The sequence below is a fragment of the Microcoleus sp. genome (assembly GCF_041354475.1).
Classification (GTDB): domain Bacteria; phylum Cyanobacteriota; class Cyanobacteriia; order Cyanobacteriales; family Microcoleaceae; genus Microcoleus.
On sequence record NZ_JBGJZU010000041.1, the window covers coordinates 38,284 to 53,215 of the forward strand.

The 14,932-nt window shown below is 44.6% G+C and carries 11 protein-coding genes; 6 read left to right on the top strand and 5 right to left on the bottom strand.

The features are described from left to right. Window positions 1–172: 172 nt before the first annotated feature. From ACBR23_RS16370 to ACBR23_RS16385, 4 genes are all read left to right on the top strand, one after another. Complete coding sequence (locus ACBR23_RS16370; RefSeq protein ID WP_371116477.1) at window positions 173–2,173, top strand: GspE/PulE family protein; 2,001 nt, start codon at window positions 173–175, stop codon at window positions 2,171–2,173. Window positions 2,174–2,383: 210 nt separating this feature from the next. Next, window positions 2,384–3,478, top strand: a complete 1,095-nt coding sequence (locus tag ACBR23_RS16375) for a type IV pilus twitching motility protein PilT (RefSeq protein WP_371117929.1) — start codon at window positions 2,384–2,386, stop codon at window positions 3,476–3,478. A gap of 347 nt (window positions 3,479–3,825) precedes the next feature. Further along, window positions 3,826–4,953, top strand: coding sequence for a type II secretion system F family protein (locus tag ACBR23_RS16380; protein ID WP_371119943.1), 1,128 nt, complete (start codon window positions 3,826–3,828; stop codon window positions 4,951–4,953). An 81-nt stretch (window positions 4,954–5,034) separates the two neighbouring features. After that, window positions 5,035–5,649, top strand: a complete 615-nt coding sequence (locus tag ACBR23_RS16385) for a hypothetical protein (RefSeq protein WP_371119944.1) — start codon at window positions 5,035–5,037, stop codon at window positions 5,647–5,649. Window positions 5,650–5,704: 55 nt separating this feature from the next. Here the strand turns inward: ACBR23_RS16385 and ACBR23_RS16390 are convergent, their stop codons facing one another. Further along, window positions 5,705–7,216 carry a hypothetical protein gene (locus ACBR23_RS16390; protein ID WP_371119945.1) on the bottom strand — a complete coding sequence of 504 codons (1,512 nt, stop codon included), beginning with the start codon at window positions 7,214–7,216 and terminating at the stop codon, window positions 5,705–5,707. Window positions 7,217–7,461: 245 nt separating this feature from the next. Between ACBR23_RS16390 and ACBR23_RS16395 the strand changes: the two genes are divergently transcribed. Then, window positions 7,462–8,370, top strand: a complete 909-nt coding sequence (locus tag ACBR23_RS16395; RefSeq protein WP_371119951.1) for a Uma2 family endonuclease — start codon at window positions 7,462–7,464, stop codon at window positions 8,368–8,370. Here the strand turns inward: ACBR23_RS16395 and ACBR23_RS16400 are convergent. The 4 genes from ACBR23_RS16400 to iscB form a co-directional block, all read right to left on the bottom strand. Continuing rightward, on the bottom strand, window positions 8,347–8,949 hold the full coding sequence (locus ACBR23_RS16400) for a Uma2 family endonuclease (RefSeq protein WP_371119946.1): 603 nt from the start codon (window positions 8,947–8,949) through the stop codon (window positions 8,347–8,349). The genes ACBR23_RS16395 and ACBR23_RS16400 overlap by 24 nt on opposite strands. Before the next feature lie 171 nt (window positions 8,950–9,120). Continuing rightward, the gene (locus tag ACBR23_RS16405) at window positions 9,121–10,137 is read right to left on the bottom strand and encodes a saccharopine dehydrogenase-like oxidoreductase (protein ID WP_371119947.1); all 1,017 of its coding nucleotides are present in this window, start codon (window positions 10,135–10,137) and stop codon (window positions 9,121–9,123) included. A gap of 79 nt (window positions 10,138–10,216) precedes the next feature. Continuing rightward, complete coding sequence (locus ACBR23_RS16410) at window positions 10,217–10,633, bottom strand: hypothetical protein (protein WP_341731938.1); 417 nt, start codon at window positions 10,631–10,633, stop codon at window positions 10,217–10,219. A 190-nt stretch (window positions 10,634–10,823) separates the two neighbouring features. Then, window positions 10,824–12,098, bottom strand: a complete 1,275-nt coding sequence (gene iscB / locus ACBR23_RS16415; RefSeq protein WP_371119948.1) for an RNA-guided endonuclease IscB — start codon at window positions 12,096–12,098, stop codon at window positions 10,824–10,826. Window positions 12,099–12,945: 847 nt separating this feature from the next. Here iscB and ACBR23_RS16420 point away from each other — a divergent pair. Next, on the top strand, window positions 12,946–14,932 hold a 1,987-nt coding region (locus tag ACBR23_RS16420; protein ID WP_371125663.1), incomplete at its 3' end, for a DUF4114 domain-containing protein.

The window sequence follows — 14,932 nt, forward strand, 5'->3', positions numbered from 1 at the left end:
GAACCAATGTTAAGTTATGGCCGGTAGATTCCCGTCAAGCTTGCTAGAACAGAATATAAAATTATCGTTGGAAAGCGATACACCCCGCCCCGCTTTCCTCTCCCGGTAAGGGCAATGCCCAAGTGCTGCGCCCTCTCTGCTATCACGGGAGTCTCCCGCGGGTTTTAGGTAAATGACTAACACATCTGATCGGCGTTTCTCCACATCTATAGTTACTACCAGCCTGTTTACTCCCGCTCTCAACAAGATGATTCAGTCTGGTTACGTGAACGGTGACCAACTGAAAAAAGCTCAACTTGAAAGTAAAAAGTCAGGTAAGCGGTTGACGGAGGTACTGGAATCAGCTACAGGGCTGCCCTTGCCGCCAGAATTGCTGCGGCTTTACAAAAAGCAGCAGATGTTTGAACTCAAAATAGTCTACGGGGTTGAAGCGTTTGACCCGGAATTGAGCGAACTGTCTAACGAGCAACTTGGAGCAATGCTCGATGACTTGAAAATGTCGATCGACATTTGTCGTCAACGTCGGTTTTTGCCTGTGGCGAAGACAGAAACTGAACCTCCGGCGCTGGTAGTGGCAATGGTCGATCCTGACAACCTGGATGCTCAAGAAGATTTGCGGCGGATTTTGAAGGGGTTGAGTTTTCAGCGACGGGTGATTACGCCAGATGACTATCAAGACATTACTTCTGCCTATCAAGAAGACCAAGTTAAGATAGCAGCCAAAATGGCTGAAGCCGAAAAGGAGAGAAAGCTTTCCCTAGGGGAGGGAGACTTTGGCGAACTCTCCTTAGAAGAGGTTTCTGCCGATACAGAAGACATCGCTGACACCATAAATGACATGGACCAAGCTCCTGTCATCAAAGCGGTGAACATCATTTTGGCTAAAGCTTTATCGGAAAAAGTGTCTGACATCCACGTAGAACCTCAAGAAGAGTTCATGCGGATTCGGATGCGGAAGGACGGGGTGCTGCAAGAATATTTCCGATTTCCCAAACAAGTGGTGCAAGGGATTACTGCCCGCTTCAAAATTATTGCCAATTTGGACATTGCCGAACGCAGACAAGCTCAAGATGGTCGCATCCGCCGGGTATTTGAAGGACGGACGGTGGATTTCCGGGTAAATAGCTTGCCTTCTCGTTACGGCGAAAAAATTGTGCTGCGGATTTTGGACAGTTCCAGCACTCAGTTGGGTCTGGGTTTGTTAATCTCGGATCAAGAAACTTTGGCTTTGGTGCGAGAAACTGCCAGTCGTCCCTTCGGACTGATTTTGGTGACTGGGCCGACGGGTTCGGGTAAGTCCACTTCGCTCTATTCCATTCTGGCAGAAAAGAATGATCCGGGGATTAATATCAGTACGGCGGAAGACCCGATCGAATATGCTTTGCCGGGAATTACCCAGTGTCAAGTAATTCGGGAAAAAGACTTGACTTTTTCCAATATTCTGCGGGCGTTTTTGCGGCAAGACCCTGACGTGCTGCTGGTGGGGGAAACGCGGGATAAGGAAACGGCTAAAACCGCTCTAGAAGCTGCTTTGACCGGACACTTGGTGTTGACGACGCTCCACACCAACGATGCGGCCGGTGCGATCGCCCGTTTGGACGAAATGGGCGTAGAACCCTTCATGGTTTCGGCAGCTTTGTTAGGCGTGTTGGCTCAGCGTTTGATGCGCCGGGTTTGTGACAAATGTCGCATTCCTTACCAGCCCACGGCCGAAGAACTCGGTCGGTACGGTCTGTCGGCTACTCAAGAAATGGATCTGACTGTCTACAAAGCTAACACCATAGCAGTTGAACAGAGGAAGGAATTGGCCGATCGGGAGCAACTCTGTACCAAGTGCGGTGGTATCGGCTACAAAGGACGGGTAGGGGTTTACGAGTTCCTGAAAAATACTGAGCGGCTGCAAGCTCTGATTACTCAAGGTGCTCCCACAGAGCAAATTAAGGAAGCAGCAGTAGAAGAAGGGATGAAAACCTTGTTGGCTTATAGCTTGCAGTTAGTGCGAGAAGGGGCGACTACCTTTGAAGAAGTGGAGCGGGTGACTTTTACCGACTCTGGGCTGGAGGCAGAATTGAAAGCGAAACGCAAGCAGGGACTAACCTGCAAGACTTGTCAGGCGGAATTGAAGCCGGAGATGCTGGATTGTCCCTACTGTTTGACTCCGCGCGTTTTCTAGATTGATTCAGTAGTCAGTAGTCAGTAGTCAGTAGTCAGTAGTCAGTAGTCAGTAGTCAGTAGTCAGTAGTCAGTAGTCAGTAGTCATTAGTTGTTGGTAATCGGTTATTAGAAAAACAACAGTCAACAGACAACAGACAACAGACAACAGACAACAAATAACTGAGTTAAATTGGTCAATAACTATCAACTTGATTAGGGAGATATATCTATGGGTCTGATGATTGAAGACGTACTGGAGTCCCTGGTAGAGCAAGGGGGTTCAGATATACACATCCAAGCGGGCGCACCTATTTTCTTCCGGGTGAGCGGGAGACTAACTCCTCAGCCACAATACGGGGAAATTATGTCTGCTGAGGAAGTGCAGATCCTGATCTTCCAAATGCTCAACAATATGCAGCGCAAGCAATTGGAAATGGAGTGGGAATTAGACTGCGCTTACGGTGTTAAGGGTTTGGCTCGGTTCCGGGTGAACGTTTACCGGGAACGGGGTGCTTGGGCTGCTTGCATGCGGGCTTTGGCTTCTAAGATTCCGAACGCCGATGCTTTAGGTGTGCCACAGATTTTGCGGGATCTGACGGAAAGACCCAGAGGTATGCTTTTAGTGACGGGACAAACGGGTTCTGGGAAAACAACGACGATGGCGGCTTTGTTGGATCTGGTCAACCGGACGCGGGCGGAACATATTCTGACAGTTGAAGACCCGATCGAATATGTGTTTCCCAATATCAAGAGTTTGTTTCACCAGCGTCAAAAGGGCGAAGATACTAAGAGCTTTTCTAATGCGCTGAAGGCTGCTCTACGGGAAGATCCTGATGTGATTCTGGTGGGGGAAATGCGCGACTTGGAAACGATCGGTCTGGCAATTTCGGCTGCGGAAACGGGTCACATGGTCATGGGAACGCTGCACACTAATTCTGCGGCTGCTACGATCGATCGGATTTTGGACGTGTTCCCCCCCATTCAACAACCCCAGGTTCGCGCTCAGGTATCTAACTCTTTGGTGGGAATTTGCAGCCAAAATTTAGTTGTAAAAATTGGCGGCGGCCGTTGCTGTGCTATGGAAATCATGCTGAATACTCCTGCTATGTCTAACTTGATCCGGGAGGGGAAAACTCCCATGATTTACTCTCAAATCCAAATGGGGGCGAAGTTGGGTATGAGGACAATGGAAATGGCTTTAGCTGAACTTTACAAAACTGGTAAAGTCTCTTGGGAATCGGCAATGGCTAAGGCTTCTAAGGCTGATGAACTCGAACGCTTGATTGGCCCTGCACCAGTTGGTGCAAAGACAGGGGGTCATTAATTCAGTTATTGGGAATTGGGAATTGGGAATTGGGAATTGGAAATTGGGAATTGGGAATTGGGAATTGGAAATTGGGAATTGGGAATTGGGCATCGCTGCACTGGGAATGGGGCATCGCTGCACTGGGCATTGGTTAAATAAGTAACCAGTAACAACTAAACAATAACCAGCAACCAGTAACCAGTAACTAACCAGTAACCCATAACCAATTACCAATTACCCATAACAACTAACCTATGCCCAGTGCAGCGATGCCCTATGCCCAGTGCAGCGATGCCCAGTGCAGCGATGCCCCATTCCCAATAACTACTGATTACTAATTTTCACTAAAATCCCAGAGGCAATATATGGCAACGAATGTTATCAGAGAAAAGCCTAAAAGCAGCTTTAGCTTTAATCAAATCCAGGAGCAAATAGAGTACACTTTTAGCAGTGTTACTATTAAAGATTTAGCGATTTTTGCTCGTCAGTTTTCGGCGATGTTTAATGCAGGGGTTGCCATCGTTAGATGTCTTTCTGTGTTGCAGGAACAGTGTTCTAATCCTAAGTTGAAACGAGCACTCAGGAGCATGAATGCTGATGTGCAGGAAGGGATAAATTTGGCAGAGGCGATGGCGAAGTTTCCTGATGTTTTTGACCAACTGTTTATCAGTATGGTGGCAGCGGGAGAAGTCGGGGGCGTGCTAGATGAATCACTAGACCGTCTGGCTGTGATGATGGAAAAAAATCACAAAACAGAGGCGGAAATTAATTCGGCGATGTCTTATCCGAAGACTGTGTTTTCCATCGCGATCGTGATTTTTTTCGCAATGACCATATTTCTGCTACCAACTTTTGCGAAAATTTTTAAGGATATTGGTGCAGATTTGCCGGCTTTTACGGTGTTTATGTTGGCAATTAGTGCATTTTGTACGGCTTGGCCTCCCATCCAACAGGTGACAACTATTGGGGTGATTATAGCGCTAAATATTGCATTCGGGATGTACTACAAAACTCCAGTAGGTCATCTGCAAGTTGATAAGATGATGATGAAGGCGCCGATTTTTGGAGATTTGCTGGAAAAATCGGCGGTGGCTCGATTTTGTGTGATATTTGGGTCGCTGACGCGATCGGGTGTGCCGATTCTCAACTCTTTGGAAATTGTGCGAGATGTTGCGGGGAATCAGGCAATCTCAAATGCGATCGAATATGCAAGGCAGGAAATTCAAGGCGGTGGCATGATCAGTATTGCTTTGCAAGAACAGCAAGTTTTCCCATCTTTGGCAATTCAAATGATCGCAATTGGCGAAGAAACTGGGGAACTTGACAAGATGCTGATGAAAGTTGGTGCTTTCTACGAAACTGAAGTGGAAGAAGCGGTAAAAGGACTCACGAGTATGCTAGAGCCGCTGATGATTGTGGTTGTAGGTGGTATCGTAGGTTCGATTTTGCTGTCTATGTATCTGCCGATGTTTGCAGTGTTTCAGAAGTTGTAAAAAACAGTCAGTTGACTGTTGACAGTTGACTGTTGACAGTTGACTGTTGACAGTTACCTACTACCTATTACTTAATTTAAAATGTCTATTAAACAATCACATTACGAAGCTTTATTAGCACAATATAGCGAATCTTCTAACGCCCTTGAACTGCTGAAAAAATATCGGCTTTACATGGAAATGATTCCGAGTATCCGCCGCATTGATGATAGTTTAATCGCAATTCCTTTGCCGATCGCACGGCTGCGAGAAGGAGTTTCCTATGCGCGAAGCAGCGGCGCTAGTATATCGCCCGGACAAGCAGTTTGTTTGCCCTGCGATTTGGCGATTTTGATGTGCGATCCTGAATGGAAAGTTAAAATTGGGGTGGAAATTTTGATTTTTATTCATCGCCCCGATGAGGAGTTTTCTGAGTTACTCGGTCGCTGGCGGCAGTGTCAGGTTTGGCTGGATAAAGATTATGAGTGGTTGATGCCACATCGCTACAGGCATATTTTCAGCGATAAAGCTGAGGCTATTCATCCTTTATTTGTGTTGTTTGATGAAACGCCGGAACTGATTCAGCGAGGTTTAATGGGGGCTGGTTTGCCGTTTGTGGTGGAAAGTTTCGAGTCTGGGATTGAGGAAGTAGAGGAGGAAGAGTTTCTGGGTAGCGGGGAAGTGGGAAGTATGGGTGAGGAGAGTTATGAATTGTAGGGTAAGTGCGATCGCCTATGCCGAGCTGTTAATTAATGCTTTTAAACTAACATCTTCAAGTACATGAATTATCTTCATATAAGACAAAATTTTCATTTATCCAATCGAAGTTACTTAAAGCTTCTTTCACTACACCTGCTGGTAAACGCTGATCTATGACTCCATGAACTAATGAATTTCTATGTTTAGAAATTTTACTATATTTAGCCTTGAGTTCTTTTTCAGAAGTTTTCATCTTCACGGATGTATGCAAGTATTTCAGCTTTTTATAGAGACTAACGTGACTTTTATGATCTGGCCACTCTATCTTTCCTGCAAGTTCTGGGAATTGATTTTTTACTATCTCTTCTGCATCATTCCAGTAGACATTTGGACTATTTAATTCATCTTCTAGATTAGTTCTACCAGTTGCCAAAGCTATTTCCTTGAATCGATTCTGAAACAATGATTCAATTCCAGCATTTAACCAAAACAGTGCCTCATTAGTTTCTCCTATTTCAAGGTACATTACAGCTAAGGATCTACATTTTATATACCAAGGAATTGATTGAAGCTGTCCCAATTCTATCTCTAGTTCTTCATCTGTTTTGGGGAAAATTCGCATAGAAGCTGCTTCTTTGAGCTTCCATGCTACTTGTTGACCGTCAGATAATATCTCAAAACTTGATGCGGAAATATCTCTGGGTGCTGGAATCCATTGAGATTCTCCTCCATATTCAATACGAACTCTCCAAACGAGATCATCAATAACTTGAAAAGCTAAAGTAAAGCCCTTTGCCCATCCATCAAAGGGAAGGGGTTCAGAACCTAGCTCTAATAAGCTTGGAGTCCAAGCATCATAGTCAATTAAGCATTGAAACTCTAATTCTACCTTTGTGATACCCGCCTGCCATCTTGAAGGACTGATTGGTTGATTAGGTATGTTTGATGAAACCAAAAATTCTGACTGTAAGAAAGTAGGAGTTAGTTTTGATTTGATACTAATTCCTTGCCAAGAAGAAGTAATAGATAGTGGAGATTTGTGAACTATATATGGAAGATCTGTAGTTATTTTTGTTTGTATACTGCCACCTAATAGACCAGAAATGAGCTTGAGATTTTTATCCTTTTCCGTCAGAAACTCCTTGAATTTTTCAGAATTCTTCGGAGGATTAATAGCAGCAATTTTCTCGATAAAAAGACCAACTTCTCTTGGTTCTATAAATTCAAGAGGGATGCAATCAAAACTTTTGAATATTTCACTTCTTATCTCCTGTAAGAGAAACATTCGTGTATTATCTGAAACTCCATTCTCTGCTATAATTAAAGCTTCTACAAAACGACTAAATGTAGCCAAAATATCCGATTTAACGAATGGAAGAAGGGCAGTCCATCTATTGAACGTGAGACAACCAGAATATAGAAAAGCGCACCATGAGTAGTGAGACGACTTTCCACTAAACCAGTGGAAGTCGTCCACAGAATTTAGAATTTTAATGTATTCCTCATCATCGTAGTTTCTATAAATATCGAAAAGTTCCACTCCTGGTGGAAACATTGCTACGACACGTTTTTCAATTTCTTCCATACCTGAACGTTGAGCAGACTTGCTTGAGTATCAACTTCATATTATTACATAACGAGACGTATTGCACAATTTCCCATCGATTTTTTAGATCGGACAAGTCACAAGCCCCCTAAATCCACGCCACTTGCTATACTCGATTAGAGATTTGAGATTGTGGCTGCGCCCTCGGGGACTTATAACTAAATTGCTCGATCGCCATAAACTCTGATAAAATGACTAACAATAGCTCCGATCGCACTAAAATTATGTCGGAAACACTAATTGACATAGATCTGCCCCCCCAATTTCCAGATCATACACAACTTCCTGAGTCTGACGGTACTTTCGTGAAAAATTTTCAGGAGCATCCTCAAAGCATAATTCTCACCGATTCGATCGGGCCTGTTTTGCAACGGCTACATCCCGACGGACGCTACTGCATCGGACAAGATTCTGGCATTTATTGGCGACAAACTGAACCACCAGAAAAAGGGGCAGAAGCTCCTGACTGGTTCTACGCGCCGAATGTTTCAGCACGCCCGGAACAGGGCAAATATCGTCGTTCTTACGTGCTGTGGCGAGAACATCTAGCACCTTTAATTGCGTTGGAATTTGCCAGCGGCAATGGCAATGAAGAACGCGATGCCACTCCTCTGTTGATGACTGATGAAGGAGAAGTGCAAAAACCGGGTAAGTTTTGGGTTTACGAGCAAATTATTCGGATTCCTTACTACGGCATTTATGAGATGAGTAACGATAGATTAGAAGTCTATCATTTGAGAGACTTGTCTTATCACAAACTAGAACCTAATCAACGGGGTCATTATCCGATTGAACCATTAGAAATTGAGTTGGGACTGTGGCAAGGAAGTTATCAAAATCAAACGCAACTTTGGTTGCGGTGGTGGGATAATCAGGGTAATTTGTTATTAATTGGTGATGAAAGGGCTGAACTTGAAAAACTCAGAACTGAACAGGAGCGTCAACGAACTGAACAGGAGCGTCAACGAACCGAACAAGAACATCAACGTGCTGAACAGGAACATCAACGTGCTGAACAAGAACATCAACGTGCTGAACGGGCAGAACAAAAAGCGGCGCGACTTGCAGAAAGACTGTTAGCAATGGGTATCGATCCTGATGCGGATGATTCACCAGATTTTGGCCATCCGTAAGACAAATCCTGGTAACTCTGGATCGCCGCTCACTGTTTCGGGATTATCCAAGATTTCAGGTTCTTGATTGGGACGGTAGATGTAAACTTTTCGGTTTTTGCGATCGATCAACAAGCCGAGCGATGCACCGTTGTCAATATATTCTTGCATCTTTTTTTGCAATCCTTTGAGAGTATCGCTAGAAGACCGTAATTCAATCACAAAGTCTGGACAAATCGGTGCAAATGAGGCTTTTTGTTCCTCACTTAAGGCATTCCAGCGCTCTAGTTTAATCCATGAGGCATCGGGGGAGCGGGTTGCTCCATTGGGTAAGGTAAAGCCTGCACTGGAGTCAAATGTTTCACCTGTGCCATCTTCTTCTGCCCAGTTCCCCAGTTGTATGGCAATCTTGAAGTTGCGGTTCCCTGTATCCGAAAAAGCTGGTGACATAATGATAACTTCTCCATTGGCGGTACGTTCGATTCTCAAATCGCGATTGGCTAGACAGAATTGATAGAACTGTTCAACAGTCATTGGTTCGATCGCAGGGAGATCGATCGTCATTGGGACGCTTTGGGTTTGAATTAGCAGGGTTGTCATGGTTTTTCCTCAGTTGGTGTAGGCGTGAATTAGTGACAGAATACCTGAACTTTTTTGGATCGCAGTGGGTGGCCAGAAACCGGGTTTTGGAATGATATAGAGGACACGGCAGTGCCGTTTCCCTACCCAAAATAATATTGTAGGGAAACGGCACTGCCGTGTCCTAATTTCTTACTTGACAAATTGAGGCATGATTTCAGCGGCAGTGAATAAGCCAGAAATACCTTTTCTTTGCAGCATTACACCAGCTTTCAGATAACCGAATGCGGGGCCACAAACGTTGGCGGCCATGCTAGTTTCGTCGCCTAATGTAAAGGTGTGAGTCGAGATTTTGCCCTCGAAGGTGCGGCCGGTAATTTGGACGTTGGTGCTCAAAGGTTTTTTGGAATTGCGGGTATCGACGATGCCGCCGACTGTGACTCGATCGCGATCGCAAATTCCAGCCAATTCCAACATAATATCATCAGCGTGTTCCATATTTTCCAGTTTCAATAAACCGTTGGTGCTATCTAACAGCGCTTCAACTTCTGCATCAGTCATGGCTTGAGCTTTAGGTACATCATAACCGGGCAAATGTGCGATGTCTTCGCGAATGGTGGCTCGATAAGCTTCCCAATTAGCAATTCCGACTCCAAAGGTGATTTTGACGCTGTGCACTTCTGCGTAACTTTGAGCTGCTAATGCTGCTGCTGCGGTTAGTAATCCTGGTGTTGCACCGCAGCCTGTCATGTAGGTAATTCCTGCTGCTTGAAGTTCGTCTTTCATGGTAAGAATTTGTTCGACGGCGCTGGTGCGTTTGATGGCATCTACTAATACTCCTTTCCAGCCGGATTCGATAAATTGTCTGGCTACGGATGCCATGAATGTGTTGGGAAGATTTGGTAATGCGAGGAAATAGCCGTCTACTCCTTGTGCTGTTTGGATCAGTTGTTGAATACTGCGATCGCACAAAACTCCCGCTGATTCCAAATAACCTAAAGAACCTTGAGATTTGTAAATTGCCTCGCACTCTTTGGAATTTAAGCCTTCAGCAGCATAGGCGTAACCTTTTTGATCTGCGGCGGCTACCCAGAGCATTTCCCGTTTGGGAGCGAGTAAACGGGCGGCTGCTTGGCCGAGTCCGCCATAACCCAAGACCCCTACTCGAATTGGTTGGTTAATTAAATCTGTAGCTTTTTTTGTATTCATGGGACTTTCTTGATATTGGACAATTTTTCATTATCGGTCAATTGGGGACAAGTGAGAAGGGAATAATGAAATAAGGTGGCTATGGTGCGATCGCAAAAGCCTGTTTAACTTCCGATCGCAGTAAGTAGTAAATTGTAGCGATCGCAAAACCCAGAGTCAAAAAGTTGACCGCAGTACCACCACTACCAAACATTTTCGCCACCTGTGCAAGGGTAGCAATGACATGGACAATTAATGTTCCTGTCCAAGCCCAAGTTTTGAGTTGAAACAAACCCCAAGTTAAAACTAAAGAAATAACTCCTAAAATCAGACTAATCGCGGCAAATATGGCAATAACCCCCCCTATGACAGTGCCCACTTTCGCGCCACCAACCACAGCACCGAGGCCACCAAAAATTCCTGCAAAAAATAAGATAAATAAGCCATCAAGCAGACTAAAAACAGCGCTGATTAGCTGTAAAATTGCCAGAATAGTAACACTTTGAGGACGAGTCATTTTTTTATGTTCCCTTGTTAAGTAGATGCGATCGGGCAACCCTCAAGACGGTTGATATATTTGTCATACTGACCGACACCTAGTGTAGCCAAGTATCTGCGAGATTTTTCACCAGAAAAACGAGCGAGAAGCCCCTGGCTTTAGACATGGGGAGGAAAGCGGCAGCGACGACCGTCGCCTTGAAATATTTTTAAAACCCATAGCTATAGCCATCTTTTTTGTGGATTGCTTTGCAATACTTGTGGCTAATACCTGTTACTCTCCCAGCCTTCGTTACGATATCAAAACTGCCTGAAGCACGGCATAGAAGCCGCCCTGTATAAGAGCCGAGTTTCTTCCCTGCGGTAACGGTTGCGCTGACAATATCGCCAGTCTGAAACCCTTTGTGAATTTGCACTCTGGACTTGTGCCGAATGGGAAATCCGTACTGGTTTGTGCCACACATCTGTCGTGTCCCCTGACATGATGCCACGATCAACAAAGGCTTTGAAGTCAATACTTTGAGCGTGTCAACGCTGCCCACACACGCAGCATCAAGCCAGTGCGATTTAGCCAAACCTAACCGATGGCGATTGAACTTAGTTTGTCCGCCCGTGCCAGTAGTGACGGGCAATCCCGTTTCTTTAAGTGCATTAAATAATGCCCATCGGGTTGAGTTGACCGCTGCTGCATCTTTGAGTGGTAGCTTTGCTTGTTTGAGGATGCGGTTTAACAGGTCGGGTTTATTTGTCAGGAATGCTCCAACATCCTGATTGCCTTTCTTTTGATTGCAATCGTGACAGGCAAGCGTCAAATTGGAAACCCTGTCAGAACCACCTCTTGACTTGGGCTGAATGTGCTCAACCTCAAAAGGTACATTTTCACCCGAGCAATAAGCGCACTGCCGATGCCATTTTTCCAAGAGATACTGCCGGACTTCGTAACCCTGCAATTCTCCCTGCTGATACATAACGCCTGAGATTTCAGGGTTTTGCATGAGTTGAGAATCAAACCGCACTAACTCTTGAACAATGCTGGCAACGGGAGCGAGTCGAATCAATTTGCGAACCCATGTAAGTGTTGTTTCGACTCGGTGTTGCAAGGATGGAGCGAGCCAACCATCGGGGCGAGTGCGATTGAGGAATCGCGCCTTACGGTATCGAGTTTTGCGATTGCGTCTTCCTCGCCTAAGTTGACGGCGAGAGAGAAGTGCATCTTTAATTTGCTGGCCCCGGTGTTGCAGTTCGGCTCCGAAGATAATCTTGTTGTCCTGTTTGATTGCAACCCCCGTGACTTTCGATCCCGGATCTAATTTCAGTTCTAGCGGTTCAGGATTCGTCTCAACTGCTTTTTTTAAAACAATCGTAAACGGATAGCGGCGAAATACCGCTGCTTTTCCAGCTTTCAGCAATGACCTGGCCATTCCTGGTTTACAGGGTGATAGCGGTTTGCGATTGGTATCAATTACAAAGGCAAAGTTAGACATTGTTGCGTCTCCTCTGATTGCTCGTAACGTTCGCTTCGCCAATGTTTTCAAGGCTTGTCAGGTTGGCTGCACTTCCTTAACCCATTACAGATGTTTAACAACCAACGATAGGGCTACAAACTAGCGACGCATTTGTAGGTATCGTGACCTTGAAAACGTAGACCTCGAAGGTCTGAGGCTGGTCGTGTTCTGGCTTGTATCCCGCTCGAAGAGTCGGACAGTCTACAAGCCCCTGCCTTTAGGCATGGGGTTCATGACTCTCCTGAACCTTGTGAAGGATCGGAATGACAGAATTATAGAACCTCCGTGGGGGTTAGTATAAATATTTTAACCTGTTAAGTGGTTATGCGGATCTAGTGTTTCGGGGCATGGGGGATGGGCATCAAGGGTTTCTTAAGGGATGAAAATATTTATTTTATGGCTTTTTTCTGCTGTTTTCTTCTTTTTGCTCTCACTTTCTTGTAATCCCGTGAGTTTAGCTTTATTGGTCACAGCAGGCGGAAAGCAAAATATTTATAAAAAAATGCAATATAGCTCTAAAATTCACCTATAATGCTAACGGTCTAGATAAAAATTCAACCAAAAATCAAGTACATCATATTCATATATCTGTTCTGACTTTCAATTTCAGGGTTAGAAGCATCTGCAAACGAATTGAATTGCTGTTAAAGCAAGTCGAAGACTAAGCTGAGAATCAGGGAATCATAAGTATCACTTATTTTTTCCGTGAAACTGCTTGGCGAGTTTCGGCGACACATCGGCATTTTAAATCCTGCGTATTTTGCTCACAGCCAAAATTAAGGCTATTTTTTGTGTGTGTTGTCAACTTATCAGGGGAATATAAACAATGTCGATTTTAGATATTAGTAATTTTAAAAATACATACAGTCACCAAGACTCGGTTAACTTTGCAGCCCCCGATGATACTTATAAATTTAAGATTACGGAACCGAGCAATCTGAACATATCATTTTCTGGTTTAAGCGCTCCTATAAACTGGCTACTAAAAGATAGCACTGACAGGATTTTATCCATAACACAACTAGACCCCCTCGCTCCTCAAGTCATTAATTTTGGCAATTTAGGAATAGGCAACTATTCTTTAGAAGTTCAACAAGCAGGTAGTGATACCAATTATAAGCTAACCATTGACTCTCTGACCGGTTCACCTTTTGAATCAGGTTTTTTTGATGTTCATCCACAAGGGGAAGTAGGTTTTGATTTGCTGCTGGATGGTGGCACATTCCAAGGTGAAATTGGGATGTTCAGCTTGGAGGGAATTGGAGAATTTAATCCCGATTCTGTGGAGTTTATTAAGGAAACCAGTCGGCGAATTATCAGCAATTCCTATTTTGGTCATGTGGTAATTTCTGACTTCAATCAAGGAGCTAAGTTTGATGCGGTTTTACCCTGGGAAGCTAACCAGAATTCTGGAGAATATAAAGGTGCTCAATACTTTACGATGAGACCGGGGGATAAATTTGGGCTGATGCTGGTTCCGAATGGGACGGTACAAGAAGTGTTTAATAATCCCACTATCGGTAGTACGAAGCGTCCTTTGTTTTCGCTGGCTAAAGCTAATCCATCTGAGGCTTTTCATATAGGTCAAATAGCAGATGTGAATGAGAATGGCAATGTGTTTGTCATGGAAGATTTACGGGTGGATTTAGGGAGCGATCGCGATTATAATGATACGATTTTTCAAATCACGAATGCGACAGGAAAGGCGATCGCACTCGATCAGGTGATCGAGCCTACACTTGATTGGCGACCGAAATTGCCAGATGTAGTGAAATACATTAACGACCAAGTTAATATAGTACCTAAAAATACAGCACCTACTTCCTTACAATTCAATGTCAAAGATATTTACAATCCCAAGGATATAGTTAGTTTGACTGGCGCTAAAGTATATGATGCGGAAGGAGTTAGTGACCTCAAGCAAGTAAGTTTTTGGCTCAATAAAGATAAGAATAATTGGCAAAAGCTAGGCAATGATGCTGTAAATTTTACAGCGGATAGTGCTGGGTTTGCAAGTTTTGACTACTCGCTCAATAGCTTAGGAATTGGTGATTATCAATTGACTGCGATCGCCTACGATCGAACAGGTGATTCTAGCACTGTGGTGACTAAAGAATTTACAGTCAAAAATCCTGAAGTGGTGGTTCCGCCAACACCAACACCGACAATAACTCCAACGCCAACACCGACAATAACGCCAACACCAACGCCAACACCGACACCGACAATAACTCCAACACCGACACCGACAATAACTCCAACTCCAACACCAACACCGACTCCAACGCCTACTCCAACGCCTACTCCAACGCCTACTCCAACGCCTACTCCAACGCCGATACCAGTAAATACAGCACCAAAAGACTTGCAATTTGAGAGTTCAAGTACATACACGGTGGGAGACAACATTAGCTTTACGGGTGGTAAAGTTTACGATGCTGATGGTGTTGATAACCTGAAAAGTGTAGAATTTTCGGTGCAAAAGGAAGGCGGTGCATTGATTAAGGTTGGTAATGCTGTAACTTTCGTGGCTGATGGCCTTGGATGGGGAAATTTTAGCTATTCTTTGCCGGATTTGAGTGTAGGGAAGTATGAGGTAAAGGCGATCGCCTATGATAAAGAAGGGGCTACCAGCAATACGGTAGTCAAAAGTTTGACTGTCAAGGAAGCTATCCCGACTCCGACAATAACTCCAACTCCAACTCCAACGCCAACACCAACTCCAACTCCGACAATAACTCCAACTCCAACTCCAACTCCGACAATAACTCCAACTCCAACTCCAACTCCGACAATAACTCCAACTCCAACTC

Coding starts and splice junctions, on each gene's coding strand:
- ACBR23_RS16395 (WP_371119951.1), top strand. CDS start 7,462: ATGTCGGAAACACTAATTGACATAGATCTGCCCCCCCAATTTCCAGAT.
- ACBR23_RS16385 (WP_371119944.1), top strand. CDS start 5,035: ATGTCTATTAAACAATCACATTACGAAGCTTTATTAGCACAATATAGC.
- ACBR23_RS16410 (WP_341731938.1), bottom strand. CDS start 10,633: ATGACTCGTCCTCAAAGTGTTACTATTCTGGCAATTTTACAGCTAATC.
- ACBR23_RS16390 (WP_371119945.1), bottom strand. CDS start 7,216: ATGGAAGAAATTGAAAAACGTGTCGTAGCAATGTTTCCACCAGGAGTG.
- ACBR23_RS16380 (WP_371119943.1), top strand. CDS start 3,826: ATGGCAACGAATGTTATCAGAGAAAAGCCTAAAAGCAGCTTTAGCTTT.
- iscB (WP_371119948.1), bottom strand. CDS start 12,098: ATGTCTAACTTTGCCTTTGTAATTGATACCAATCGCAAACCGCTATCA.
- ACBR23_RS16375 (WP_371117929.1), top strand. CDS start 2,384: ATGGGTCTGATGATTGAAGACGTACTGGAGTCCCTGGTAGAGCAAGGG.
- ACBR23_RS16370 (WP_371116477.1), top strand. CDS start 173: ATGACTAACACATCTGATCGGCGTTTCTCCACATCTATAGTTACTACC.
- ACBR23_RS16405 (WP_371119947.1), bottom strand. CDS start 10,137: ATGAATACAAAAAAAGCTACAGATTTAATTAACCAACCAATTCGAGTA.
- ACBR23_RS16400 (WP_371119946.1), bottom strand. CDS start 8,949: ATGACAACCCTGCTAATTCAAACCCAAAGCGTCCCAATGACGATCGAT.